20 protein-coding genes are annotated in these 22,290 nt (G+C 71.4%); 16 read left to right on the top strand and 4 right to left on the bottom strand.

What is annotated here, in order from left to right; all coding sequences use genetic code 11:
* Positions 1 to 58 precede the first annotated feature (58 nt).
* On the bottom strand, positions 59 to 619 hold the full coding sequence (locus INP57_RS07925; protein WP_200069454.1) for a flavoprotein: 561 nt from the start codon (positions 617 to 619) through the stop codon (positions 59 to 61).
* 152 nt (positions 620 to 771) lie between these two features.
* Positions 772 to 2,022, bottom strand: coding sequence for a helix-turn-helix domain-containing protein (locus INP57_RS07920; protein ID WP_200069453.1), 1,251 nt, complete (start codon positions 2,020 to 2,022; stop codon positions 772 to 774).
* A 187-nt stretch (positions 2,023 to 2,209) separates the two neighbouring features.
* Here INP57_RS07920 and INP57_RS07915 point away from each other — a divergent pair, with 187 nt between their 5' ends.
* The 3 genes from INP57_RS07915 to INP57_RS07905 all read left to right on the top strand — a co-directional run bounded on the left by INP57_RS07915 (position 2,210) and on the right by INP57_RS07905 (position 6,574).
* Positions 2,210 to 2,491: a hypothetical protein gene (locus tag INP57_RS07915; protein WP_200069452.1), complete on the top strand. Its 282-nt coding sequence runs from the start codon at positions 2,210 to 2,212 to the stop codon at positions 2,489 to 2,491.
* A gap of 1,195 nt (positions 2,492 to 3,686) precedes the next feature.
* Positions 3,687 to 5,513 (top strand): 2-oxoacid:acceptor oxidoreductase subunit alpha, encoded by a 1,827-nt coding sequence (locus INP57_RS07910; RefSeq protein WP_307850000.1) that lies wholly within the window; start codon positions 3,687 to 3,689, stop codon positions 5,511 to 5,513.
* Positions 5,510 to 6,574: a 2-oxoacid:ferredoxin oxidoreductase subunit beta gene (locus INP57_RS07905; protein WP_200069450.1), complete on the top strand. Its 1,065-nt coding sequence runs from the start codon at positions 5,510 to 5,512 to the stop codon at positions 6,572 to 6,574. Before INP57_RS07910 ends, INP57_RS07905 begins: the two co-directional genes overlap by 4 nt.
* Positions 6,575 to 6,645: 71 nt before the next feature.
* Here the strand turns inward: INP57_RS07905 and INP57_RS07900 are convergent, their stop codons facing one another.
* Positions 6,646 to 6,951, bottom strand: a complete 306-nt coding sequence (locus INP57_RS07900) for a hypothetical protein (RefSeq protein ID WP_200069449.1) — start codon at positions 6,949 to 6,951, stop codon at positions 6,646 to 6,648.
* 91 nt (positions 6,952 to 7,042) lie between these two features.
* On the opposite strand from INP57_RS07900, the gene INP57_RS07895 reads away from it, so the two are divergent.
* Together INP57_RS07895 and INP57_RS07890 are read left to right on the top strand one after the other, a co-directional pair.
* Positions 7,043 to 7,879, top strand: a complete 837-nt coding sequence (locus tag INP57_RS07895; RefSeq protein WP_255520793.1) for a helix-turn-helix domain-containing protein — start codon at positions 7,043 to 7,045, stop codon at positions 7,877 to 7,879.
* Entirely contained in the window at positions 7,876 to 8,088 is a 213-nt protein-coding gene (locus INP57_RS07890) for a DUF397 domain-containing protein (RefSeq protein ID WP_200069447.1), read from the top strand. Before INP57_RS07895 ends, INP57_RS07890 begins: the two co-directional genes overlap by 4 nt.
* 80 nt (positions 8,089 to 8,168) lie before the next feature.
* On the opposite strand, the gene INP57_RS29980 is transcribed toward INP57_RS07890, so the two are convergent.
* Positions 8,169 to 8,945 carry a phosphatase PAP2 family protein gene (locus INP57_RS29980; RefSeq protein ID WP_200069446.1) on the bottom strand — a complete coding sequence of 259 codons (777 nt, stop codon included), beginning with the start codon at positions 8,943 to 8,945 and terminating at the stop codon, positions 8,169 to 8,171.
* A 226-nt stretch (positions 8,946 to 9,171) separates the two neighbouring features.
* Between INP57_RS29980 and INP57_RS07880 the strand changes: the two genes are divergently transcribed.
* The 11 genes from INP57_RS07880 (at position 9,172) to INP57_RS07830 (ending at position 22,186) form a co-directional block, all read left to right on the top strand.
* Complete coding sequence (locus INP57_RS07880) at positions 9,172 to 9,939, top strand: polysaccharide deacetylase family protein (RefSeq protein ID WP_200069445.1); 768 nt, start codon at positions 9,172 to 9,174, stop codon at positions 9,937 to 9,939.
* 124 nt (positions 9,940 to 10,063) lie between these two features.
* A complete protein-coding gene (locus INP57_RS07875; protein ID WP_200069444.1) occupies positions 10,064 to 11,434 on the top strand; it encodes a nucleotide sugar dehydrogenase in 1,371 nt (456 codons plus the stop codon).
* A 3-nt stretch (positions 11,435 to 11,437) separates the two neighbouring features.
* Positions 11,438 to 12,760: a carboxylate--amine ligase gene (locus tag INP57_RS07870; protein WP_200069443.1), complete on the top strand. Its 1,323-nt coding sequence runs from the start codon at positions 11,438 to 11,440 to the stop codon at positions 12,758 to 12,760.
* Positions 12,760 to 14,001, top strand: coding sequence for an NAD(P)-binding domain-containing protein (locus INP57_RS07865; protein ID WP_200069442.1), 1,242 nt, complete (start codon positions 12,760 to 12,762; stop codon positions 13,999 to 14,001). The genes INP57_RS07870 and INP57_RS07865 overlap by 1 nt, the downstream gene beginning before the upstream one ends.
* A complete protein-coding gene (locus INP57_RS07860) occupies positions 13,998 to 15,374 on the top strand; it encodes a sugar transferase (RefSeq protein WP_233627175.1) in 1,377 nt (458 codons plus the stop codon). Before INP57_RS07865 ends, INP57_RS07860 begins: the two co-directional genes overlap by 4 nt.
* Positions 15,371 to 16,495: a glycosyltransferase gene (locus INP57_RS07855; protein ID WP_200069441.1), complete on the top strand. Its 1,125-nt coding sequence runs from the start codon at positions 15,371 to 15,373 to the stop codon at positions 16,493 to 16,495. The genes INP57_RS07860 and INP57_RS07855 overlap by 4 nt, the downstream gene beginning before the upstream one ends.
* Positions 16,492 to 17,466, top strand: coding sequence for an NAD-dependent epimerase/dehydratase family protein (locus INP57_RS07850; RefSeq protein ID WP_200069440.1), 975 nt, complete (start codon positions 16,492 to 16,494; stop codon positions 17,464 to 17,466). The genes INP57_RS07855 and INP57_RS07850 overlap by 4 nt, the downstream gene beginning before the upstream one ends.
* 10 nt (positions 17,467 to 17,476) lie before the next feature.
* Positions 17,477 to 18,733, top strand: coding sequence for a glycosyl hydrolase family 18 protein (locus tag INP57_RS07845; protein ID WP_233627174.1), 1,257 nt, complete (start codon positions 17,477 to 17,479; stop codon positions 18,731 to 18,733).
* Between the two features lie 30 nt (positions 18,734 to 18,763).
* Positions 18,764 to 20,122 (top strand): glycosyltransferase family 2 protein, encoded by a 1,359-nt coding sequence (locus INP57_RS07840; protein WP_200069439.1) that lies wholly within the window; start codon positions 18,764 to 18,766, stop codon positions 20,120 to 20,122.
* Positions 20,123 to 20,174: 52 nt separating this feature from the next.
* On the top strand, positions 20,175 to 21,056 hold the full coding sequence (locus tag INP57_RS07835) for a LuxR C-terminal-related transcriptional regulator (RefSeq protein WP_200069438.1): 882 nt from the start codon (positions 20,175 to 20,177) through the stop codon (positions 21,054 to 21,056).
* Positions 21,053 to 22,186 (top strand): glycosyltransferase, encoded by a 1,134-nt coding sequence (locus INP57_RS07830; RefSeq protein WP_200069437.1) that lies wholly within the window; start codon positions 21,053 to 21,055, stop codon positions 22,184 to 22,186. Before INP57_RS07835 ends, INP57_RS07830 begins: the two co-directional genes overlap by 4 nt.
* Positions 22,187 to 22,290: the final 104 nt, after the last annotated feature.

The following is a 22,290-nucleotide window of genomic DNA, read 5'->3' as shown; positions in this document are numbered from 1 at the left end:
TGAAGGTGGGGCGGGAATGGACGGCGTTGCGCGAATGCGCGGGAATGTGCACGTGCATTCAGCGTTCGGGAGACCACCGATGCCGCAGAAAGGCGTCCCAAGCCAAATGCCACGGAAAGCGGTGCACGAACGCATCGCCGGTACCCGGCTCGTGCTGTTCGTAGACATCGTCCCCGGCCAAAACCGCGACGCCCCAATCCGACAGCCGCCGCATCGCCTCCTGCACCGCAGGGAACGCGATCTGCGCGCGGTTGGAGAACGGCATCGCCACCACCGGCTGCTGCTTGCCGACCGCCTCCACCAGCATTCCCAGCGGCAGCGTGTCGGAGATCCCGGCCGCCCACTTCGCCAGGCTGTTGCAGGTGATCGGGGCGGCGATCATGCCGTCGGCCGGCGGCAGCGCGTCCGGTGCCTCCGGTTGCTTGTACCGGGTGCGCACCTGGTAGCCGGTCTTGGCCGACAGCGCCTCGGTGTCCAGGAACCGCTCACCGTCCGGTGAGGCGATCACGCACACCATCCACCCGTCGGCCTGAGCCAGTTCCACCAGCCGTCCCACGTCGCGCGCCGCCGGTGAGCCCATCGCGATCGCGTACAGCACCGGCTGACCGTTCTCGTGCACTGCGTCCCCCGTTGTCGTTCTCGGTGTTCTCGGCGGCTGGCCGCGCTAGGGCCCTTGGCGGCGCTGGCCGCGCTGAAGCCATCGGTGCCGTCGGCCGCGCCAGGGGCCTCGGCGGTGCCGCAGGGGTCGTCAGCGGCGGTGCGGCACCAGGGTCAGCGGCGGATGCCGCACCAGGCGGCGAAGTGCGAAAGGCTGTTGGTGGACCGGGCGTCGCTGGCCGCCAGCGACTGCACCGTCTCGTGCACCTGCGGGTGGTAGCGGGTCAGCTGCGGAGCGATCCGCCGCGCGTGTTGCAGGCACTCCAGCGAACGCCGCCGGTCGCCGTGCAGCAGCCAGCCGCGGGAGAGGTCGATCCAGTAGTGCCCGCTGCGGCTGGGTGCCGTCGTCTCCGGTAATCGCACCGCGCTCGCCCTGGTCACCGCGGTGGTGCCGTCGGCGAGTTCGACCGGCACGGCCACCGAGTGGATGTCGACGTTGGTGGGGCCGAACTTGGTGCCGTAGTGGTTGGCCTCGTCCTGGCCGTCGGCGACCATCGCCCGCGCTTCCCGCAGGTGCTCGTCGGCGAGCTCGGCGTCGGTGGTGCGGGCGGCCAGGATCGCCGCGCGCAGGTGCACGGCGCCGCGCATCGCGGCGGTGGCGGGTGTCTCCGGTGCGGGCAGCAGTTCCAGCGAACGGTCCAGCGAACGCAGCCCGGCGGTGTAGGAGCCGTCGAACAGCAGCACCAGCGCGTGGTTCCACTCCGCGACCGACCCGCGCACCGCGTCCCGGCCGCGGGCGGCCGCGGCGCGGGAGCGCTCATCCGCCAAGTGGCACAGGTCCAGATGCCCCAGCCGGTAGAGCGCGATCATCGCGTAGGAGTAGGTAGCCGCCAGCAGCTCGTGCACCTGGTGGTCGTCCGGTCGCTCGCGGGCCGCGTGGTGCAGGTGCCGCAGCACGTCCGGCAGCGCCTGCACCGCCTCGGCGTGCCGGGTCCGGCGGTCCCACTCCTTGATCCGGGCCACGTCGGCGCGCAGGTCCTCGACGGGGCGCGGATCGGTGTCCAGCTCCGGGTCCGCGCCTTCGACCAGCGCCTGGCGCAGCGCGGGAACACCGCACTGCTCGGCGGCGGGTCCGGGGCCGCGGCCGTGCGGTGGTTCTTCGGTGAGATCGGTGATGTTGATCGACATCGCGCGGGCCACGGCGGCGACGAAGGAGTGGCTGGCGGTGCGCTCACCGCGTTCGACCTTGCGCAGCAGCGAGTAGGAAACGGCCGCGCGCACCGATAACGCGCGCTGCGTCACGCCGTGGATCTTGCGCAGTTCGGCGATGCGGGTCCCGATCCGGGCGGGGCTTTCCGCGGATTGTTCGCCCGCGGTCTCGGCCTGCTCGGGATTTTCGGTTTCCCCCGGTGTTTCGTGCAGCATGGTTCCTACCCCCTCTTACGCGTCCAGTCAGCCTGATTCGCGTACCCGGAGCAATCCGATCGGGACGGGTGTGGCGATTGTGTGGCACTCCGCTGAGCGATTTCCGGGCCACTGTCAGCGTATGCGATCAGCACCTGAAAATCGGCGCGCTTCGCCGGATTCCCCGGCCGATGGTGCCGGCGGAGAAGTGCGGACCGCCTTGGCGGAGCACCCGGAGCTGGCCGGGCTGGCCGAGCTGCGCGCGGCGGGATGGTCCTTCCGGTCCTTCCCGGGCGCCGACGGAGACATCGCCGGGCTGGTCGGCTGGCGGGACTGCCCGGCGGGCACCGACGCGCTGTGGATCTTCGACCGGGACGAGTGCCGCGCGGCGCGGATCCGCGGGACGGGCGCGCAGGGGGAGACGGTCTGGGGGCGCACTGGGGATCTGAGCACGTGCGTGGCGGCGCTGCTGGCGCTGCCGGGCGCTTGACCGGGGCAGCTCGACCTGGGGGGTCCGGGGTTCCCGCGGCGGGCAGGCCCGGGATCCGGGTGAATGGGGCGGGGCCGGTGCAGCGAGTGCGCGCCGGTCCCGCCGGCGCAATTGACGATTCCGCGAATTCTTATGAGCGAGATCACAGTGCCGAGTTTGCTCGGCGGTCGCGCGCGGGTCGCTTGATTGATGCAGCCGTGCCATTGTCTCCCGTTTCGAAGGGGTTGTCCGGAAGCTGCTGCCGAGTTGCCCGGGGGAGGCGTTCGCCGGTTCGCCGGGCGACCGTGGTGTTGATCACGGCGCTGCTTTCGGCGGTGCTCGTCCCGGGTTTCCGGAGGGAGTTTCCGCCGCGGCTTCGACTGGTGCCATTGGTCACTCCGGAAAACGCGATAGCCGGTTTCCGGGACGTTCGGTAGTCGGAGGCGTGCCGTATGAACAAGGCGTTTCCAGTGCGTGTCCGGACGGTTCTCCCGCGAGGTGTGCAGGCGACGGCGCCGGGTGGGAGGCGCTCCGGTGCAGGTGTCCTTCTGGTGCCCACCGGCGCTGTGCGCAGCATATCCGCCGAGCGCGGGAGGCTCGCGGAGATCGGCGTCGGCCCGGCTCACCCGCTCGCCGGGCCCGCGTTTCCGCTCCACGAGCGCAATTCCGCGGTGCGCGGCCGGTCCGATCGGCGTGCGCCAGCGTGCGTGAATCCGCCTCGTCGCGGTTGGTCACCGCAGCCGGAGAGAACGTTCGCTCCGGAAAGTGCCGACAGCGCTTTTGGTAGAGTCGGTGGCGGACGACGTGAACCCCGCACCGCAAACTGCGAAAACAGCTCGAAAGTTTTCCCGACTGCTCCGGTGGCAGGCGTCCGCCGACGAGTCGGCCCCCATTCGGCCGCCCGCATCGGCCGTCCGCGCGGAAAAGCCGCGGACAATCGCCGCAGCGGCCGAACCGGCACCCCTTTCCGGGCTGCCGAATGGCCGCGCGCCGGGTGCGATCGGACCTGGAACACCGAGGTGGGCTGTATCGTTCGCCACAGGGCGGAGGAGTGGCTCGCGGGCGCCCGCGAGCTGGAAAGGGAACGGGTCCATTGGTGACGACGAACGGGCACCAGCCGCCGGAGCGTCCGGGGGCGGGTGCGGCCACGGCGGCAGGCTCCGATGCCGCCTCGGCCACGACAAGCTCGGCGACGGCAAGCCAGCAGCTCAACCGGGTGGTGATCCGTTTCGCCGGGGACTCCGGCGACGGCATGCAGCTCACCGGTGACCGCTTCACCTCGGAAGCGGCCGCGTTCGGCAACGACCTGGCCACGCTGCCGAACTTCCCGGCCGAGATCCGCGCTCCCGCGGGCACGCTGCCGGGGGTCTCCAGCTTCCAGCTGCACTTCGCCGACTACGACATCCTCACGCCCGGGGACCGCCCCGACGTGCTGGTCGCGATGAACCCGGCCGCGCTCAAGGCCAACATCCGCGACCTGCCGCGCGGCGGCACCTTGATCGTGAACACCGACGAGTTCACCAAGCGCAACCTCACCAAGGTCGGCTACGAGCAGAACCCCCTCGACAGCGGGGAACTCGACCCGTACGTCGTGCACCACGTGGCGATGGCCGAGCTGACCCGCGGTGCCGCCGAACCCGCCGGGGTCGGCCGCAAGGACGCCGAGCGCACCAAGAACATGTTCGCGCTCGGCCTGCTGTCCTGGATGTACAGCCGCCCGACCGAGGGCACCGAGCGGTTCCTGCGGGAGAAGTTCGCCAAGAAGCCCGACGTCGCCGAGGCGAACGTGCTCGCCTTCCGCGCGGGCTGGAACTACGGCGAGACCACCGAGGCGTTCGCCGTGACCTACGAGGTCGCCCCGGCGACGCTGCCGAAGGGCACCTACCGCCAGATCACCGGTAACGTCGCGCTCGCCTACGGGCTGGTCGCGTCGGCGAAGCGCAGCGGGCTGCCGATGTTCCTCGGCACCTACCCGATCACCCCGGCCTCCGACGTGCTGCACGAGCTGGCCAAGCACAAGAACTTCGGCGTGACCACGTTCCAGGCCGAGGACGAGATCGCGGGCGTCGGCGCGGCGCTGGGCGCCTCCTTCGGCGGTGCGCTGGGCGTGACCACCACGTCCGGGCCGGGCCTTGCGCTGAAGTCGGAGACGATCGGGCTGGCGGTGACCATGGAGCTGCCGCTGCTGATCTGCGACATCCAGCGCGGCGGCCCGTCCACCGGGCTGCCGACCAAGACCGAGCAGGCCGACCTGCTGCAGGCGCTCTACGGGCGCAACGGCGAGTCGCCGGTCCCGGTGATCGCGCCGAAGTCGCCTGCGGACTGCTTCGACGTGGCGCTGGACGCGGCGCGGATCGCGCTGCGCTACCGGACTCCGGTGCTGCTGCTCTCGGACGGCGCGGTGGCCAACGGCTCCGAGCCGTGGCTGATCCCGGACGTCACGAAGCTGCCGGACCTGCGGGTCAGCTTCGCGACCGAGCCGAACGCGCCGGACGGCTCCGGCGAGTTCTGGCCCTACGTGCGCGACCCGGAGACGCTGGCCCGCGAGTGGGCGGTGCCGGGCACGCCGGGCACCGAGCACCGCATCGGCGGGCTGGAGAAGGCCGACGGCGCGGGCAACATCTCCTACGACCCGGACAACCACGACAAGATGGTCCGGCTGCGCCAAGCCAAGATCGACGGCATCGAGGTGCCGGACATCGAGGTCGACGACCCGTCCGGGCAGGCTGGAGTGCTGGTGTTGGGCTGGGGCTCGTCCTACGGCCCGATCGGCGCGGCGTGCCGCCGGGTGCGCGGGCAGGGCATGGCGGTCGCGCAGGCCCACCTGCGCCACCTGAACCCGATGCCCGGGAATCTCGGCGAGGTGCTGCGGCGTTACGACAAGGTCGTGGTGCCGGAGATGAACATGGGACAGCTCGCGATGCTGCTGCGCGCCCGCTACCTGGTGGACGTGCACAGCCACACCAAGATCGCGGGCCTGCCGTTCCAAGCGGAAGAACTCCAGAACGTGTTCACCGATGTGGTGCAGGGGGTTGCGGCGTGACGACCACGGACCTCGGACTGCCGGAAGTGGGCGGCCTGCACGGCGTGCCCACCACCGACGAGAAGCAGACCGCCAAGGACTACAAGTCCGACCAAGAAGTCCGCTGGTGCCCCGGTTGCGGCGACTACATCGTGCTCAACGCGGTGCAGAGCTTCCTGCCGACGCTGGGGCTCAAGCGGGAGAACATCGTGTTCGTCTCGGGCATCGGCTGCTCCAGCCGGTTCCCGTACTACATGAACACCTACGGGATGCACTCCATCCACGGCCGCGCCCCGGCGATCGCGACCGGGCTGGCCACCACCAGGCCGGACCTGAGCGTGTGGGTCGTGACCGGTGACGGCGACGCGCTGTCCATCGGCGGCAACCACCTGATCCATGCGCTGCGGCGCAACGTGAACCTGAAGATCCTGCTGTTCAACAACCGGATCTACGGGTTGACCAAGGGCCAGTACTCGCCGACGTCGGAGGTCGGCAAGGTCACCAAGTCGACGCCGGTGGGTTCGGTGGACACCCCGTTCAACCCGGTGTCGCTGGCGCTGGGCGCGGAGGCCAGTTTCGTGGCCCGCACGCTGGACTCGGATCGCAAGCACGTGACCGAGACCTTGCAGGCCGCGGCCGAGCACCGCGGCAGTGCGCTGGTGGAGATCTACCAGAACTGCCCGATCTTCAACGACGGCGCGTTCGATGTGCTCAAGGACAAGGACGAGAAGCAGCGCCGGATCATCCCGCTGGCGCACGGCGAGCCGATCGTGTTCGGGCCGGAGGACGAACGTCGCGGTGTGGTCCGGGATTCGTCCGGCGAGCTCAAGGTCGCAAAGCTCGACGAGGTCGACTCCTCGGAGATCGTCGTGCACGACGCCGAGCGCGAGGACAGCTCGCTGGCGTACGCGCTGTCCCGGCTCGGCGGCCAGCACCTGGATCCGACGGTGACCGGCGTGTTCCGCTCGATTCCGCGGCCCACCTACGACGACCAGGCCCGCGAGCAGACCGCCACGGCGGCCGAGACGAACCCGCCGGACCTGCAGGGCCTGCTCACCGGGCACGACACCTGGACGATCTGACCCGACGGGTCGCAGACCGCCGCTCCAGCCGGGGCGGCGGTCTTTTCATGTCGCGGGGAGCTTGGACGGAGTCACTCCGGACATGCCCGGGTCCGGCAGTCCGGATGCAGCGGCCAGCCGTGCGGCGGGTCGTTCAGCGGCCCCCAGCCGAGGCGGCCGCAGAGCGTCTGCACCACGCTCCGTTCGTCGAGCCGCCCCTGCACCGCGTCCTCCCCGACGAGGTGCACTTGCCGAGGCCCGCGCAGCCCGACCGCGTACCGCGCGTATTTGATGATCGCGGCCCCGCAGGGCCGCAGAGCGCCCGGGCGGCATTCGCCGACCGGGCGGTTTTCGCTGATCGGGTCCGGGGCGGTTCGGTGCGTTCGGGGAATGTCCATTCGCCGCATCGGCTTCCGTCGGTGAGTCGGGCACCACCGGCCGGGGCGGGAGAGTGCCCCGGCCAGTGTTCGGCGACGACAACTCGGCGCGATGCTGCGCGGGATGCGGGAGAACGCGGGCAAGACCCGCAAAGACGCCGCGGACTGGCTGGAGGTCGGCGAACCGACCGTGAGCAAGATCGAGCTGGGACGCCAGGCGATCAAAGCTCCGAACGTGCGGCTGCTCTGCCAGCTCTACGACGTCGACGCCGGTACCGGGGAGTCACTGCTGCGACTGGCGCGGGAAGCGAACCAGCGAGGCTGGTGGACTGCTTATCGGGACACCTTGCCGGAGTGGTTTCGCCAGTTCGTGGGCTTGGAAGGCGACGCCGTCGAATTCTGGGAGTACCAAAGCGAGTTCGTCCCGGGTCTGTTGCAGACCCGCTCCTACATCGAGGCGATCACCACGGCCTCCCGTCCGGACATCGGTGACGACGAGCTGGCGAAGGTGGTGCGTGTTCGGCGGGAGCGCCAAGCTCTGCTGGAAGGCGCCGAACCGCCCCGGCTGAACGTGTACTTGAACGAGGCGGTGCTGAGGCGGGTAGTGGGCGGCCCACAGGTGATGCGGGAACAGCTCGACCAGTTGGTCGCGGCTTCCCGGGAAGATCGCACCCGAGTTCGGGTGGTTCCGTTCTCCGCCGGTGCGCACGCCGCGATGGCTTCGTCCTTCGTGCTTATGCAGTTCCCGGACGATGACTCTCCCGCGTTCGCGTACATCGAGAACGACAGAGGCGCCGTTTACCAGGAGGACCCGGGAGACATCGACCGTTATACGGTCATGCTCGACCAGCTCGCCGAGGTGTCGATGGGAGTGGCGGAATCTCGCGCGGCCCTCGACGAAGCGGCTCGGTCACTGCACAACGAGTTAGGGGAAGGTATCCCACGATGACGGACTTATATCTCACCTACGCGGCCTGGCGGGTTTCCAGCCGGAGCAACGGTCAGGGCGGGCAGTGCGTCGAAGTCGGTTTCGCGGTGGAGGCCGATGTGGTCGGGGTGCGGGACTCGAAGGATCGCGGCAGCGGGCTGCTCGCCGTGCCCGGTCGCGCGTGGTCGGCCTTCTTGGCGTCGGTGCGTTCGGGCGCGCTGGCCGGTTGATCTTGCCATCGGCCGGGCCGGCACCCGTTCGTTCGGAGTGAACGGAACTTTCGTCCTACTAGATTGGACGAACAGGCCGTTCACTCAGAAGCCTGCGGGGGACCGGAAGCCGGTGCGGATTTGCGGGCGACGAGGGTGTTGATCAGGCGGGGGAGTTGTTCGGCGAACAGCCAGAGGCTCAGCAGCAGGGTTGACCAAGAGGCGCCGAGGATCCAGCCCGCCAGCACGTCGGTGGGTGAGTGCACCCCGAGCAGCACGCGGCTGAAGCCGGTGAGCACGATCGCCAGCACCGCGCCGGTGAATACCCACGCCCGCGCCCACCGGGCGCGCAGCAGCCGCAGGGCGAAAGCGCCGAGCAGCAGGTAGAGCGCGGCCGACTGCGCGGAATGCCCGGACGGGAAGCCGAAACCGTCCTCGACGACCAGCGCGTTCACCACCAGCGGCCGCGGCCGCGCGATCATGATCTTGATCAGGTTCACCGCGAGGCCCATTCCGGCCGAAGACACCGCCAGCAGCACCAGCGGCGCCCAAGTACGCCTGGTCAGCCCGATCAGCACACCCACGAGCAGGCTCACCGGCAGCACCACCAGCACATCTCCGAGCCAGGTCAGCACCGACAGGGCGGCGATCAGCGGCGCCGACCGCAGTCCGAGCGAGACGCGCAGCAGGTGCTCGTCCAGCCGCAGCAGCGGCCCGCCCTGGTGCACCTGCTCGGCCAACCCGCTGAAGCACCACACGCCCAGCGCGCTGACTAGCAGCCCCAGCACCACCGGCAGCCAGGGGTAAGCCGCGACCAGGTCCCGCACTCCGGCCTGCTCGGTGTCCGTTCGAGGCTCGGGCTGCGTTGCCGGGGTCACTGCGGTGCTCCAAGGGTCCGGGTGCGGCGAACCCGGCCGAGTCTACTCAACCGCCGGAGAGTCGATCATCGTTCGGACCGGGCTGCGCGCCGCAGTTTCGCCTACCGCGGCGGGCGGCCATCTGATGCGGATGCGGTAGGCGGACTCACCTTCGTGCCCGAACCACGTCGCCGATCCGGGTGCGATCGTCCGCCGAGGACCCGCGAGCCGAGGAAGGCGGCCGGTGATGACCCAGACGGCGGAAAGTGGCGTTCGGTCGCAGTTGCCGCGGCCGTTCCCGTACGTGCTGATGTACCACTCGGTGACCGCGTACACCGAGGATCCGTACCTGGTCACGGTCTCTCCGGAACGGTTCGAGCGGCAATTGCGCTGGCTGCGTTCGCGCGGGTGCACGGGGGTTTCGATGCGGGACCTGCTCGCCGCGCGGCGCGCCGGTGGTGGGCGCGGGCTGGTCGGGCTGACCTTCGACGACGGCTACACCGATTTCGCCGAGACGGTGTGCCCGCTGCTGCGCCGCTTCGGCTGGACCGCGACGGTGTTCGTGCTCAGCGGACGCCTCGGCGGGGAGAACACCTGGGACCCGGAGGGGCCGCGGAAACCGCTGATGAGCGCCGCGCAGGTCGCGGAGGTGGCCGCCGGCGGCATGGAGATCGGCTCGCACGGCGCGCTGCACCGCAGGCTCCCGGGACTGGACGCGGTGGAGCTGGCGGGCGAGACCGCGCACAGCCGGATGCAGCTGCAGAAGATCTCCGGGCAGGACGTCACCGGGTTCTGCTACCCGTACGGCGAGTTGGACCAGCAGGCGGTGCGCGCGGTGCGCAACGCGGGTTACGGCTACGGCTGCGCGATCTGGCGCTCCGCGCTGTCCGGGCCGCACGCCCTGCCGCGCACCTACATCGGCGACCGGGACGGATCGCTGCGGCTGGACGCGAAACGGGCTCGGCACCGGCTTTCCGACCGGCGCGAGGCATCGAGGTTCCTGCGTTTCCGGTAGGGCCACTACCGCTGTTGCGGGAGGGTCCTTCGGCCCTGAGCTGCGACTGTGTCGTCAGCCGCGAAGGCGCGGGCAGCCCGGCGCGGGGGCCGCGGCGACCAGGTGAATCTCGGGGGAGGGCAACGTGACCCAGCAGCAACTGGCCCTGGCGATCAACGGCCGGGAACGCCACCTGTCGGAGCGGCTGGTCGCCTACCGCGAACCGGCGGGCGTCCCGGTCAGCGACGCGCCGCCGGTACGGCAGGAAACCGTGGTCGTGCTCGGTCTGGGCTACGTCGGCCTGCCCACCGCGTGCGGGCTGGCCGCGCGCCGCTCCAGCGTCGTCGGGGTCGACGTGAGCAAAGCGCGGCTGCGGGCCATCGCCGACGGCGACGTGGATCTGCCGGAACCGGAACGGGAGCTGGTGCGCGACGCGCTCGCCGACGGCTCGCTGCGACTGGTCGAAGACCCCTCGGTGCTCGGCGAGGCGGACGCGATCGTGGTGTGCGTGCCGACGCCGGTGGACGGCGACCGGGTACCGGACCTCTCCGCGCTGCGCGGCGCCTGCGCGACGGCGGTGGCGCACGCCCGGCCCGGCCAGACGATCATCCTCACCTCCACCACGTTCGTCGGCACCACGCGGGACCTGCTGGTGGAGCCGCTGCGGCGGCGCGGGCTGACGGTGGGCAAGGAAATCCACGTCGCGTTCAGCCCGGAACGCATCGACCCCGGCAACCACGACCACGTGCAGCGCGAAACCCCGCGCATCGTCGGCGGAGTCACGCCGGAGTGCGCGGCACGGGCGGCGCGGGTGATCGGTGACCTGACCGACTCGGTGTACCTGGTCGGCTCGCCGGAAGCCGCGGAGCTGACCAAGCTCTACGAGAACATCTTCCGCGCGGTGAACCTGGCGCTGGCCAACGAGGTCGCCGACGTCTGCCGCGCGATGGCGCTGGACCCCATCGAGGTGACCATCGCCGCGGGCACCAAGCCCTACGGCTTCCTCGGCAGCTTCCCCGGACCCGGTGTCGGCGGGCACTGCATCCCGTGCGACCCGCACTACCTGCTGTGGCAGCTGCGCGAGCAGGGGCTGGGCGCGCCGGTGATCGAGCAGGCGATGCACTCCATCGAGCAGCGTCCCGAGAAGGTGGTGCACCGGGCCGGCCAGCTGCTCGCCGAGTCCGGCCGCGAAGTCGCGGGCGCGCGGGTCCTGCTGGCCGGGGTGAGCTACAAGGCAGGCGTCCGGGACCTGCGCGAATCCCCGTCGCTGCCGATCATCACCGAGCTGCACCGGATGGGCGCGGACGTGCGCTACCACGACCCGCTGATCGACGAGGTCGAGCTGCCCGACGGTTCCCGGCTGCGCAGCGAACCCGCCCCGCGCGGCCAGGACTGGGACCTGGTGGTGGTGCACACCGTGCACCCGGGCTTCGACTACGGCTGGGCGGGGGACTGCCCGCGGGTGCTGGACGCGACGTACCAGTTCGACCTGGCCCCGCACCGGCAGGTCGTGTGAGCCATGCGAGTCCCGGACCCGGTTGCCTTCGACACCAGCACGCCCGCAGTGGTGTTCAAGCTGGACCCGAACGTGCTGCACCACGGCGGACTCGGCGTGATCCGCAGCCTCGGCCGCGCCGGGGTGCCGGTGTACGCGGTGCACGAGGACCCGGCGGCTCCGGCCGCGCATTCCCGCCACGTGCGGGGACGCTGGCTCTGGCGCCCGGATCCGGACGACCCGGAGCGGATCAACATCGGGCTGGCGGCGCTGGCCGAGCGGCTCGGACGGCCCGCGGTGCTGATCCCCACCGATGACGCCGCCGCCATCCACCTCGCCGAGCACGGCTCGTCGCTGCGCGGCTCGTTCGTCTTCCCCGAGCCGCCCGCCGGATTGCCGCGCCGGGTAGCCGGGAAGTTCACGTTGCACCAGGTCTGCCGGGAGCTGGAGGTGCCCAGTCCCCGCGCGGAGCTGATCGGCACCACCGCCGAGGCCATCGAGTTCGCCGTCGAGGCCGGGTTCCCGCTGATCGCCAAACTGGCCACGCCGTGGACCGGTGCCATGAAGGTGCGCAGCACGACGATCGTGCGCGAGCGCGCGCAGCTGCTCGCGCTCACCCGCGAATGCGAACAGCAGCGCGCAGGCCGGTTGATGCTGCAGGAGTTCCTGCCCGGCGGCGCGGGAAACGACTGGTTCTTCCACGGATACCGCGGCTCCGCCGGCTGCCGCCCGGCGTTCACCGGGGTCAAGGCGCGGTCCTACCCGGCGCATGCCGGCCTGACCACTTTCGGGCGCTGCACGTCGAACACGTTGCTGCGCGGGCAGGCGACCGAGCTGCTGAAGCGGCTGGACTTCCGGGGGATCGCGGATCTGGACTTCCGCTTCGACCACCGGGACGGGCGCTACAAGCTGCTGGACTTCAACCCGCGGCTGGGCGCGCAGTTCCGGCTGTTCCGCGATTCCGCGGGCATCGACGTGGCGCTGGCGGCCTACCTGGACCTGACCGGGCAGCGGGTCGCGGAAGGACTGCCGCCGGTGGGCCGCAGCTTCCTGGTGGAGAACTACGACCCGCTCGGCGCGCTGAGCTACTGGCGGCGCGGCGACCTGCGGCTGCGGGACTGGCTGCGGTCGCTGCGGCGGGTGGACGAAGTGGCGTGGTTCGCCCGCGACGACCTCGCGCCGTTCGCGCTGATGTGCGTGTGGATGGGCAGGCGCGCGCTCACCCGGAGGTTCGGCGCGAAGCCGGGGAAGCGGTTGGTGGACCCGCCGCGCTACGAGGAACGCGGACGCGATGGCGGCAGCCGGCATCGGGGACGGACGCCGTACGCAGTCAAGGAGGATCGCTGATGAACGAAACCGTCGACGTCGCCGTGGTCGGCGCGGGGCCGTACGGACTGTCGCTGGCGGCGCACCTGCGCGCCGCCGGGGTCCGGTACCGGCAGTTCGGCCACCCGATGGACCTGTGGCGCACCAAGATGCCGCGCGGGATGTACCTGAAATCCCAAGGTTTCGCCTCGAACCTGTCCGATCCGGACGGTTCGCACACGCTGCGGAACTTCTGCCAGGAGACCGGCCGCGGCTACGCCGATTACGGGGTTCCGGTGTCGTTGGACAACTTCATCGCCTACGCCGACTGGTTCCGCGAACAGCGCGGCCTGGACGTGGAAGAAGTGCTGGTCGACGACATCGACCGGCGCGGCGGGGCGTTCGAGCTGGAACTGGCCGACGGCGGCCGGGCGCGCGCCCGCGCGGTCGTGGTGGCCGCGGGAGTGCAGCACTTCCCGCGGATTCCGGAAGTCTTCTCCGACCTGCCTCCGGAGTTGTGCTCGCACAGCTCGGAGCACGCCGACCTCGCCGGCTTCGAGGGACGCCGGGTGCTGGTGGTCGGCGCGGGCCAGTCGGCGCTGGAATCCGCCGCGTTGCTGCACGAAGGCGGCGCCGACGTGCGGCTGATCGCGCGCGCCCGCAGCGTGGCGTGGAACGGGCGGCCGCTGCTGCCGGACCGCCCGCTGTGGCGCCGGATGAGGGAACCGGAAGCCGGTCTCGGCTCCGGCCTGTCGACCTGGTTCTACTCCGAGCACCCCGACCTTTTCCGGCACCTGCCGGAAAGCACCCGGGTGTTCCGGGCGCGCACCGCGCTCGGCCCGGCCGGGGCGTGGTGGCTGCGCAGCCGCGTCGAAGGTGTGCTGCCGGTGCACGTCGGACACACCGTGGACTGGGCGAAACCGGACGGCGACGCGGTGACGGTGGGGGTGCGCACGTTCGGCGGTGGCGGGCGCGAGTTCACCGCCGAGCACGTCATCTGCGCCACCGGCTACCCGCCGGATCTGGAGCGGCTCGGGTTCGTCAACTCGCGGCTGCGCTCGCAGGTGCGGACGCTGGCGCGGACTCCGCGGGTGGATGCGCACTACGAGTCCTCGGTGCCGGGATTGTTCTTCGTCGGTGCGGCCGTCGCGCCGAGCCACGGCCCGGTGATGCGGTTCGTCTACGGCGCCGATCACGCGGTGCGCCGGGTCAGCGGCAAGCTGGCCGCGGGCGTGCGCGGGCGTTCGCGCGCTCCGGAGGTCACGGGAGGGCTGACCGGATGAGTCTTGCCGAGCCGCGGACCGCGGCGGTCGCCGACCCGATTCGGGTGCGGCGGTCGCCGACCGGCCGGGTGACCTGCCCGGAGCAGGCGTCCGGCCGGATGCCGCGACTGCTGCCGCTGGTGCTGCTGCCCGCGGCGGACGCGGTGGCGCTGGTCGTGGCCGTCGCCGTCTCCGGGGCCGCGGTGTGGACCGGCGTCGTCTACGGCGTGGCGGTGCTGGCGGTGCTGGCGGCCGAGGGCCAGCACCGCAGCCGGATCTGCCTGCGAGTCGGCGACCAGATTCCGCGGTTGGCGATCTCGGCGGCGTGCCCGGCGGTGCTGCTGCTGCCGTGGACGCCGCCGATGTGGCTCGGCTGCACCGGAGCAGGCGTGCTCGTGGTGTTCCGGGGCGCGGTGTGCGGAGTGCTCCGGTCGGTGCACCGGCGCGGGTTGCTGCTGCAGCCGACGGTGATCGTCGGTGCATCGGATCTCGGTCTGCGGATCTACCGGGCGCTGCGCGAACACCCCGAACTCGGACTGCTGCCGGAGGGTTTCCTCGACGACGGCCCGCGGCGCGATGTTCCGGTGCTGGGGCGTGCTGCCCAGCTCGGCGAAGTGGTCGCCAGGCACCGCATCACCCGCGTGCTGCTGTGCGAGTCCGAAGCGGACCTGGTGGCGATCGTGCGTGCTTGCCGCCCGCTGCCCGCCGACGTGTGCGTGGTCCCGCGGCTGCACGAACTCGGCGTGGCGTTGCCGCAGGCCAGCTTGGACGAGGTGTGGGGAGTGCCGGTGGTGCCGCTGCGGCGCTGGACCCACAGCGCTGCGGCGAAGGTGGCCAAGCGGATCTTCGACGTCGTGCTGGCCGCAGCTCTGCTGGTGCTGCTGGCGCCGCTGCTGCTGACCTCGGCGCTGGCGGTGCGGCTGGGTGGCGGCACCGCGTTCTTCCGGCAGCGCCGCGTCACCGGAGCCGGGCGCAGCACCGAAGTGGTCAAGATCCGCACCGTGGCCCGCGGAGCCGGACAGGGCTGGACCGTGTCCAAAAAGGACACGAGCGTGCTGGGACGGTGGCTGCGCGGCACGCACTTCGACGAATTGCCGCAGCTGACGCACGTGCTGCGGGGGCGGATGTCGATCGTCGGGCCGCGCCCGGAACGGCCCTGCTACGCCGAGCGCTTCAGCCGCGAACTGCCGCGCTACGCCGACCGCCACCGGGTTCCCGGCGGCATGACCGGCTGGGCGCAGGTGCACGGGCTGCACGGGGACACCTCGATCCCCGACCGCGCCGAATTCGACAACCGCTACATCGAGAACTGGTCGCCGTGGCTGGACGTAATGGTAGTGGCCAGGACCGCGGTTGCGGTGCTGGCCGCCGCGATGGGGGGAGTACGACGATGAAAGTTCTGCACGTGATCACCGGCCTGGCGGTCGGTGGCGCCGAGTTGCAGCTGCGCTCGATCCTGCAGCACACCAGGCACGACGCCGAGGTGCTCGCGCTCTACAACGCCGGTGACGTCGCGAGCATGATCACCGGCGACGGGCCGCGGGTGCGCGATCTGGGGATGAGCAGCAACACCCAGCTCAGCGCGCTGCCGAAGCTTCGCGCGCTGATCCGCGAAGGCGGCTACGACGTGGTGCACACCCACCTGTACCGGGCGTGCGTGTACGGCAAGCTCGCCGCGAAGCTGGCCGGGACGCCGGTGGTGGTCGGCACCGAGCACTCCATCGGCGAGACGCACCTGGAGCGGCGGCGGATGACCGCCGGAGTGCGCGCGCTCTACCTCGGCACCGACCTGTTCGCGCAAGCCACCATCGCGGTCTCGCCGACCGTCGCGGACCGGCTGGCCGCCTGGGGCGTGCGCCGCGGCAAGATCACGATGATTCCGAACGGGGTCGACTTCGACCGGGTCGCGTTCGACCCGGCCGCGCGGGCGCGGGTGCGCGGCGAGCACGGCATCGACGACCGCGCGCACGTCATCGGCCTGCTCGGGCGGCTGGACCCGAACAAGCGCTTCGACATGGTGATCGAGGCGGCCGCGCCGCTGCTGGGGGAGGGCGGCAAGCTGCTGGTGGTCGGCGACGGCGCCGAGCGCGCGCGGCTGGAGGCCCTGGCCGAGCAGCTCGGCGTGCGCAGGCACGTCATCTTCGCCGGGGAGCGGCACGACGTCTCGGCGATGTTCTCCGCGTTCGACCTGTTCGTGGCTTCCTCCGCGCAGGAGACCTTCGGCTTGTCGGTGCTGGAGGCGCTGGGCAACGGGATGCCCGTGCTCTACACGACCTGCCCGGCGCTGGCCGGCGTCCGCACCGACCGCGCCCGGCAGGTGCCCGGCGAGGTGGACGCGCTGCGCAAGGAGATCACCGCGGAGGTCACCGATCGCCGGTCCCGGATGGACGTGCCGGTGATCCGCGAGCTCTACGGCATCGAGGCGGTCACCGGCCGCATCGACGACCTCTACGAGCGGCTCGGCGCGCGGTCCGGGACGCCGGTCGCCGCGCGCGAGGGCGGTGGTGTGCGATGAAGGCACTGGTCACCGGCGCGGCCGGGTTCATCGGCTCGCACCTGGTCGAGCACCTGCTCGCGGACGGGCACGAGGTGCTCGGCCTCGACGACCTCAGCACCGGCAGCCGCGCGAACCTGCCCGCGGATTCCCCGGAATTCCGCTTCACCTCCGGCACCATCCTGGACGGCACCCTGGTGGACGACCTGGTGTCCGAAGTGGACGTGGTGTTCCACATGGCCGCCGCGGTCGGCGCTTTCGTCATCCAGGAACGCACCCTGCGCAGCCTGCTGACCAATGTGCACGGCACGGAGAACGTGCTCGACTCCGCGCACCGCCGGGGCGCGCGGGTGCTGGTGGCCTCCACCAGCGAGGTCTACGGCAAGAACAGCAAACCGGGGCTCAACGAGGACGACGACCGGCTGGTCGGCGCACCGCTGAAGACCCGCTGGACCTACTCCGAGGCCAAGGCGATCGACGAGAGCCTGACCTACTGCTACGTGCGCGAACTCGGGCTCAGCGCGGTGATCGTGCGGTTGTTCAACACCGTGGGCCCGCGGCAGAGCGGCCGCTACGGGATGGTCATCCCGCGGCTGGTGGGCCAGGCGCTGTCCGGGCGCCCGCTGACCGTGTTCGGCAGCGGCCACCAGGTGCGCTGCTTCTGCCACGTCGCCGACGTGGTGCCCGCGCTGGTTCGGCTGGCCGGGATGCACGAGATCACCGGGACCGCGCTGAACATCGGCAGCAACGAGCAAGTGTCCATAATGGACCTGGCGCGCAAGGTCATCGAACTCACCGGCACCACGGCCGGAATCACGCGAATGTCCTATGAGGACGCTTATGGTCCCGGCTACGAGGACCTGCAACGCCGGGTGCCGGACTGCGCCAGGGCCAGGGAACTCATCGGCTTCCAACCGTCCCGGAGCCTGGAGGACATCATCCGGGCCGTGATCGACGAGCAGACCAGCGCGGCCCCGGTCGTCTCGGCGTAGCGGGGGCCTCATGCACGACGACGGGGTTCGGGAGGGAGAACGACATGTCGAGGTCACCGAGCCGGAACGCCGCCGGAACCGGCTGTTCGCGCCACTCGCCGCGTGGTGGCGCGGCAGGGCGGGTCCCGGCGAACCGCAGCCGCCGGACGAGGACGCCGATCACGCGCACAGTCCCCGCGCCCGCCGGATGCGCCACCTCGGCGGCTCGATCTGGTTCATCGGGCTCATCGCGCTCGCGGCCCTGCTGGTGGTCGTGATGGCCATTCCGCGGATCACCGCACCGGCGCGGCCGGAGACGCTGGTGGTGGCGTCGCTGCCGTTCTGGAACCTGCAGGCGGGCACCAGCACGGTGGTGTCCAACAAGGACTCGGTGAACGAGGTCTCGCCGTGGATCTACGGTCTCGGCGGGGACGGATCGGTCACCCGGCAATACCCGCCGGACCGCGCGGCGGAGGTGGCCGGCCAGGTCGAGAAGCTCCGCGACGCCGGGGTTCCGCTGGTGCCTTCGCTGGCCAACATCACCGACGGCCGCTGGTCCTACGAACCGGTCGCGCGGGTGCTGCACGACCCGCGGCTGCGCGACCGGCACGTCCGGGAGATCGTCGAGCTGGTCGAGCGCGAGGACTACGAAGGCATCGACATCGACTACGAGAACCTGCGGGCCGGTGACCGGGAAGTGTTCAGCCGCTTCGTCACCGACCTCGGCAACGCGTTGCACGCCAAGGACAAAACGCTGTCGGTGGCGGTGTTCGCGAAGGCCAGCGACGCCGGCTACGACGAGCGCAACGTCGCGCAGGACTACGCCGCGATCGGCAGGGCGGCCGACCAGGTCCGGCTGATGGCCTACGACTACCACTGGGGCACCTCGCCGCCCGGGCCGATCGCGCCGATCGGCTGGGTCCGCGAGATCGTCGACTACGCCAAGTCGCAGATCCCGCCGGAGCGGATCGTGCTGGGCGTGCCGCTGTACGGCTACGACTGGGTCGGTGACCGGGGGTCGAACCTGACCTGGCTGCAGGCGTTCCAGCTCGCGACCGAGCACCGGGCCGAGACGCACTACGACCCGGTCAGCCAGACCCCGTGGTTCCGCTACACCGACGAGCAGGGGCAGCAGCACGAGGTGTGGTTCGAGAACTCGGTCAGCTCGAAGGCGAAGTTCGAGGTCGCCCGCGGCGCCGGTATCCGCGGCGTCTACCTGTGGATGTACGGCTACGAGGACACCGCCACCTGGACCCGGCTCGCCGAGAGCCTGCCGGTCGGGGATTGAGCGCGGTCGGGGAGATGAGGGGCGGGCGCGATGATCCCGTGGTGGGTGCTGGCCATCGTCGTGTTCGGCGCGAACTTCACGCTCTGGGGCGTGATCGGGATGGTGCGCGTGCTCGACGGCTGGCGCGGTTCGCTGCTGCGCGGCGCGCGGCGAGCCGCACCGGTCGCTGATCTCGCGGCGCACCGGCACGGCAAGCTCCGGCCGCGGCGGCCGGGCGCGCTGGGCGTCGACGACGTGGCCGTGCTCATCGCCGCGCACAACGAAGAAGTGGTCATCAGCGAAAGCCTGCGGGCGATCACCGCGCTGGTCCCGGCCCGCAACGTGCACGTCGTCTCCGACGGGTCCACCGACCGCACGGTCGAACTGGCCCGCCGGGCGGGCGTGCACGTCGTGGGCACCGAAGGCAACCTCGGCAAGGCCGGGGCCCTGCAAGTGGGCATCCGGCGGTTCCGGCTGGTGCGCCGGTACCGGCTGGTGATGCTGCTGGACGCGGACACCCGCGTGGAACCCGGCTACTTCGCCGCGGCGCTGCCGCTGTTCGACGACCCCGAGGTGGTCGCGGTGGCCGGTTGCGTGCGCACCGCCTGGCGGGACCGGGGCCTGTCGTTCGCGGGCAAGCTGGTGGCGTTCCACCGGCAGCGGATCTACTCGATGACGCAGTACCTGCTGAAGTTCGGCCAGACCTGGCGGCGGATGAACGCCACGCACATCGTGCCCGGCTTCGCCAGCCTCTACCGCACCAGCGTGCTGCCGAGCATCGAGGTCAACCCGCCCGGGCTGGTGATCGAGGACTTCAACATGACCTTCGAGGTCTACCAGAAGCGGCTCGGCAAGGTCGGGTTCACGCCATCGGCGGTGGCGGCCACCCAGGACCCGGGCCGGATCCGGGACTACGTGCGCCAGTCCAAGCGGTGGTCGCTGGGCCTGTGGCAGACGGTGCGCAGGCACCCGCCGCGGCTGAACCTGTTCACCGCAATGCTGGCGCTGCTGCTGCTCGAACTGCTCACCAGCAGCATCATGCTCGTGCTGCTTCCGCTGGTGCTGCTGGTGCTGCTGCTGCCGCTGATCGCGGACGGGACGCTCGAGTGGCCGTGGTTCGCCGACGTGCACGAGGCGGTCGCCGGGTACATGACGATTCCCGCGCTGCTGCTGGGGATCGTGCTGCCGGACCTGCTGCTGACGCTGGTCGTCACGATCACCCGGCGCCAGCCCAGGTTCCTGCTCTACGCCTGGCTGTACCTGCCGCTGCGGGTGCTGGATTCGGCGATCGCGCTGTACTCGCTGCCGCTGGCCTGGCTGTCGCGCTCGACCGGCCGGTGGAGCAGCCCGCAGCGGCACGCGGTCGAGCCGGGCGGGCCGGAACCGGATCCGGGTGCGCGTGCCGGGTGAACTCCCGCAGTTGGATGAGGTCTCACCGCGGACGGCGGGGGAAGGTGGGGAGGTGAACGTGCTGCGGCTGTTGATGGTGGACGACCACCTCATGCTCACCGAAGCGCTCGGATCGCGGCTGCAGCAGGCCACGGACCTCTGGGTGGTGGGGCGGTGCGCGACCGGCGACCCGCACCTGGCGGCGATGGTGGATCGGCTGCGCCCGGACGTGATCACCGTGGACGTGGATCCGGTCGCCTCCACCGGGGAACTGGTCGAAGCGATGCTGGAAGCGCTGCCGTCCGTGGCGGTCGTGGTGCTCACCGGCGGTCTCGACCCGCAGCGCGCGGTGGAAGCGGCCCGCGCCGGGGCGACCGGATGGGTGCCGAAGGAAAGCGGTGTGGAGGAGCTGACCGCCGTGCTGCGCGGCGTGTGCCACGGTCACGCCTGGTTCCCGCCCGAGGTGCTGGGAGTGGTGCTGCGGGCGTTGCGGGAGGACGTGCGGCTGGCCGGGCGCCGCGACGGGCCGCTGGACGTGCTCAGCGTCCGGGAGCGGGAAGTGCTGCGCGGCATGGTCGAGGGCAAGCGCGGTGCCCGCATCGCGCGCGACCTGGCGATCTCCACCGAGACGGTGCGCACGCACACCCGCAGCATCCTGTCGAAGCTGCGGGTGCACTCGCAGCTGGAGGCGGTCAGCGTGGCCAGCGCCGCGGGGCTGCGCGCGGGATCCTCCGGTCGTCAAACCGGGAAGGCGGTCCGGGCGCGCGGCACGCGCACCGATCGGGCCGCTTCCGATGGTGCGGACGGTGATCGGGGCGCTCATGCGCAGGCGAGCGCCAACGTCGGCGGCGAAGTGATCCCGGACCAGTCCGTCGCGCCCGAAGCGGAGATCGGAGCCGACGATCCGGCCGTCCGGCCCGACGACCACCACGACGCGGAGCCGGAAGCGCGATGAGGCCGCTGCGGATCGCCACGCTGATCACCAGGCTGGAGGGCGGCGCAGGCGCGATGGCGCTGCGCGGTGCCCGCGCGCTGGACCCGCGCGAGTTCGCCGTCACTTTGATCACCGGCAACGGTGATCGGCTGCTCGCCGAAGCCGGCGACGCGGGCCTGCCGACCGTCGTCGAACCGGCCCTGCGCGCTCCGATCTCCCCGCTGGCCGATGCCCGCGCGCTGCACCGGCTCACCGCGTTGCTGCGCCGCCGCGGCTTCGACGTCGTACACACGCACTGCGCCAAAGCCGGAGCGCTGGGCAGGATCGCGGCACGCCGCGTCGGTGTGCCGCGGGTCGTGCACACATACCACGGTTTCCCGTTCCACGAGTTCCAGAGCGCCGCGCGCCGCAACGCCTACATCGCCGTGGAGCGCTCGCTCGGCGGGCTCACCGATGTCGCGTTGTGCGTGGGCACCGGGGTCGCCGTCGAAGCTATCCGCCGCGAGCTGATCCCGCCCGAGCGGGTCCGCACCACCGGAGTCGCAGTGCGCACGCCGGGCGCAGCCGGCGACGCGCGCCGGGAACTCGGGCTGCCGCCGGAGGCGACCGTGATCGGTTCCGTCGGCAGGCTGGTGCGGCAGAAGGCGCCGGAGGACTTCGTCAGCGCCCTGGGGCTGCTCGGCCAGGACGTGATCGGCGTGTGGATCGGCGACGGCGACCGCGCCGAGCGGGTGCGTACCGCCGCGGCCCGGCAGGGCGTGCGGCTCGTGCTCCCGGGCAGGCGCGACGACGTGCTCGGCCTGCTGCCCGCGTTCGACGTGTTCGTGCTGCCCAGCCGGTACGAAGGGTTGCCGCTGGCGGTGGTGGAGGCGATGCACTGCCGGGTGCCGGTGGTGGCCACGGCGGTCAACGCCCTCGGCGACGTGGTGCTGCCCGGCGTGACCGGGCTGCTCGCCCCTCCGGCCCGGCCCGCGGCCCTGGCCCGCGCCGTCCGGCACCTGCTGGACCATCCCGGTGAAGCGGCCGCGCTCGCCGATGCCGCGCAGGCGCACGTGCGCGGCAGGCACACGGGCGCGGACCTGGCCGCCGACCTCGCCGCCGCCTACCGGCCGGGTCCGCTGCCCGCTGCGCTGTCCGCCGCACAACTGTGACCTGCGGTAGTCGAAGCACCCTGAACGGATGAGACTGCAACGGACCTGCACCGGCCGCGCGACGAGCAGAGTGCACGGCCGCGAGCAGCGGCCGGCTCGGAGCA

The organism is Saccharopolyspora galaxeae (assembly GCF_016526145.1).
GTDB classification, from domain to species: Bacteria; Actinomycetota; Actinomycetes; order Mycobacteriales; family Pseudonocardiaceae; genus Saccharopolyspora_C; species Saccharopolyspora_C galaxeae.
Note: the sequence above shows the minus strand (reverse complement) of the source record. Positions and strands in the feature narration are given on the sequence as shown.

Coding starts and splice junctions, on each gene's coding strand:
- INP57_RS07920 (WP_200069453.1), bottom strand. CDS start 2,022: ATGCTGCACGAAACACCGGGGGAAACCGAAAATCCCGAGCAGGCCGAG.
- INP57_RS07900 (WP_200069449.1), bottom strand. CDS start 6,951: ATGGACATTCCCCGAACGCACCGAACCGCCCCGGACCCGATCAGCGAA.
- INP57_RS07895 (WP_255520793.1), top strand. CDS start 7,043: ATGCTGCGCGGGATGCGGGAGAACGCGGGCAAGACCCGCAAAGACGCC.
- INP57_RS07890 (WP_200069447.1), top strand. CDS start 7,876: ATGACGGACTTATATCTCACCTACGCGGCCTGGCGGGTTTCCAGCCGG.
- INP57_RS07880 (WP_200069445.1), top strand. CDS start 9,172: ATGACCCAGACGGCGGAAAGTGGCGTTCGGTCGCAGTTGCCGCGGCCG.
- INP57_RS07870 (WP_200069443.1), top strand. CDS start 11,438: ATGCGAGTCCCGGACCCGGTTGCCTTCGACACCAGCACGCCCGCAGTG.
- INP57_RS07865 (WP_200069442.1), top strand. CDS start 12,760: ATGAACGAAACCGTCGACGTCGCCGTGGTCGGCGCGGGGCCGTACGGA.
- INP57_RS07860 (WP_233627175.1), top strand. CDS start 13,998: ATGAGTCTTGCCGAGCCGCGGACCGCGGCGGTCGCCGACCCGATTCGG.
- INP57_RS07855 (WP_200069441.1), top strand. CDS start 15,371: ATGAAAGTTCTGCACGTGATCACCGGCCTGGCGGTCGGTGGCGCCGAG.
- INP57_RS07850 (WP_200069440.1), top strand. CDS start 16,492: ATGAAGGCACTGGTCACCGGCGCGGCCGGGTTCATCGGCTCGCACCTG.
- INP57_RS07845 (WP_233627174.1), top strand. CDS start 17,477: ATGCACGACGACGGGGTTCGGGAGGGAGAACGACATGTCGAGGTCACC.
- INP57_RS07840 (WP_200069439.1), top strand. CDS start 18,764: ATGATCCCGTGGTGGGTGCTGGCCATCGTCGTGTTCGGCGCGAACTTC.
- INP57_RS07830 (WP_200069437.1), top strand. CDS start 21,053: ATGAGGCCGCTGCGGATCGCCACGCTGATCACCAGGCTGGAGGGCGGC.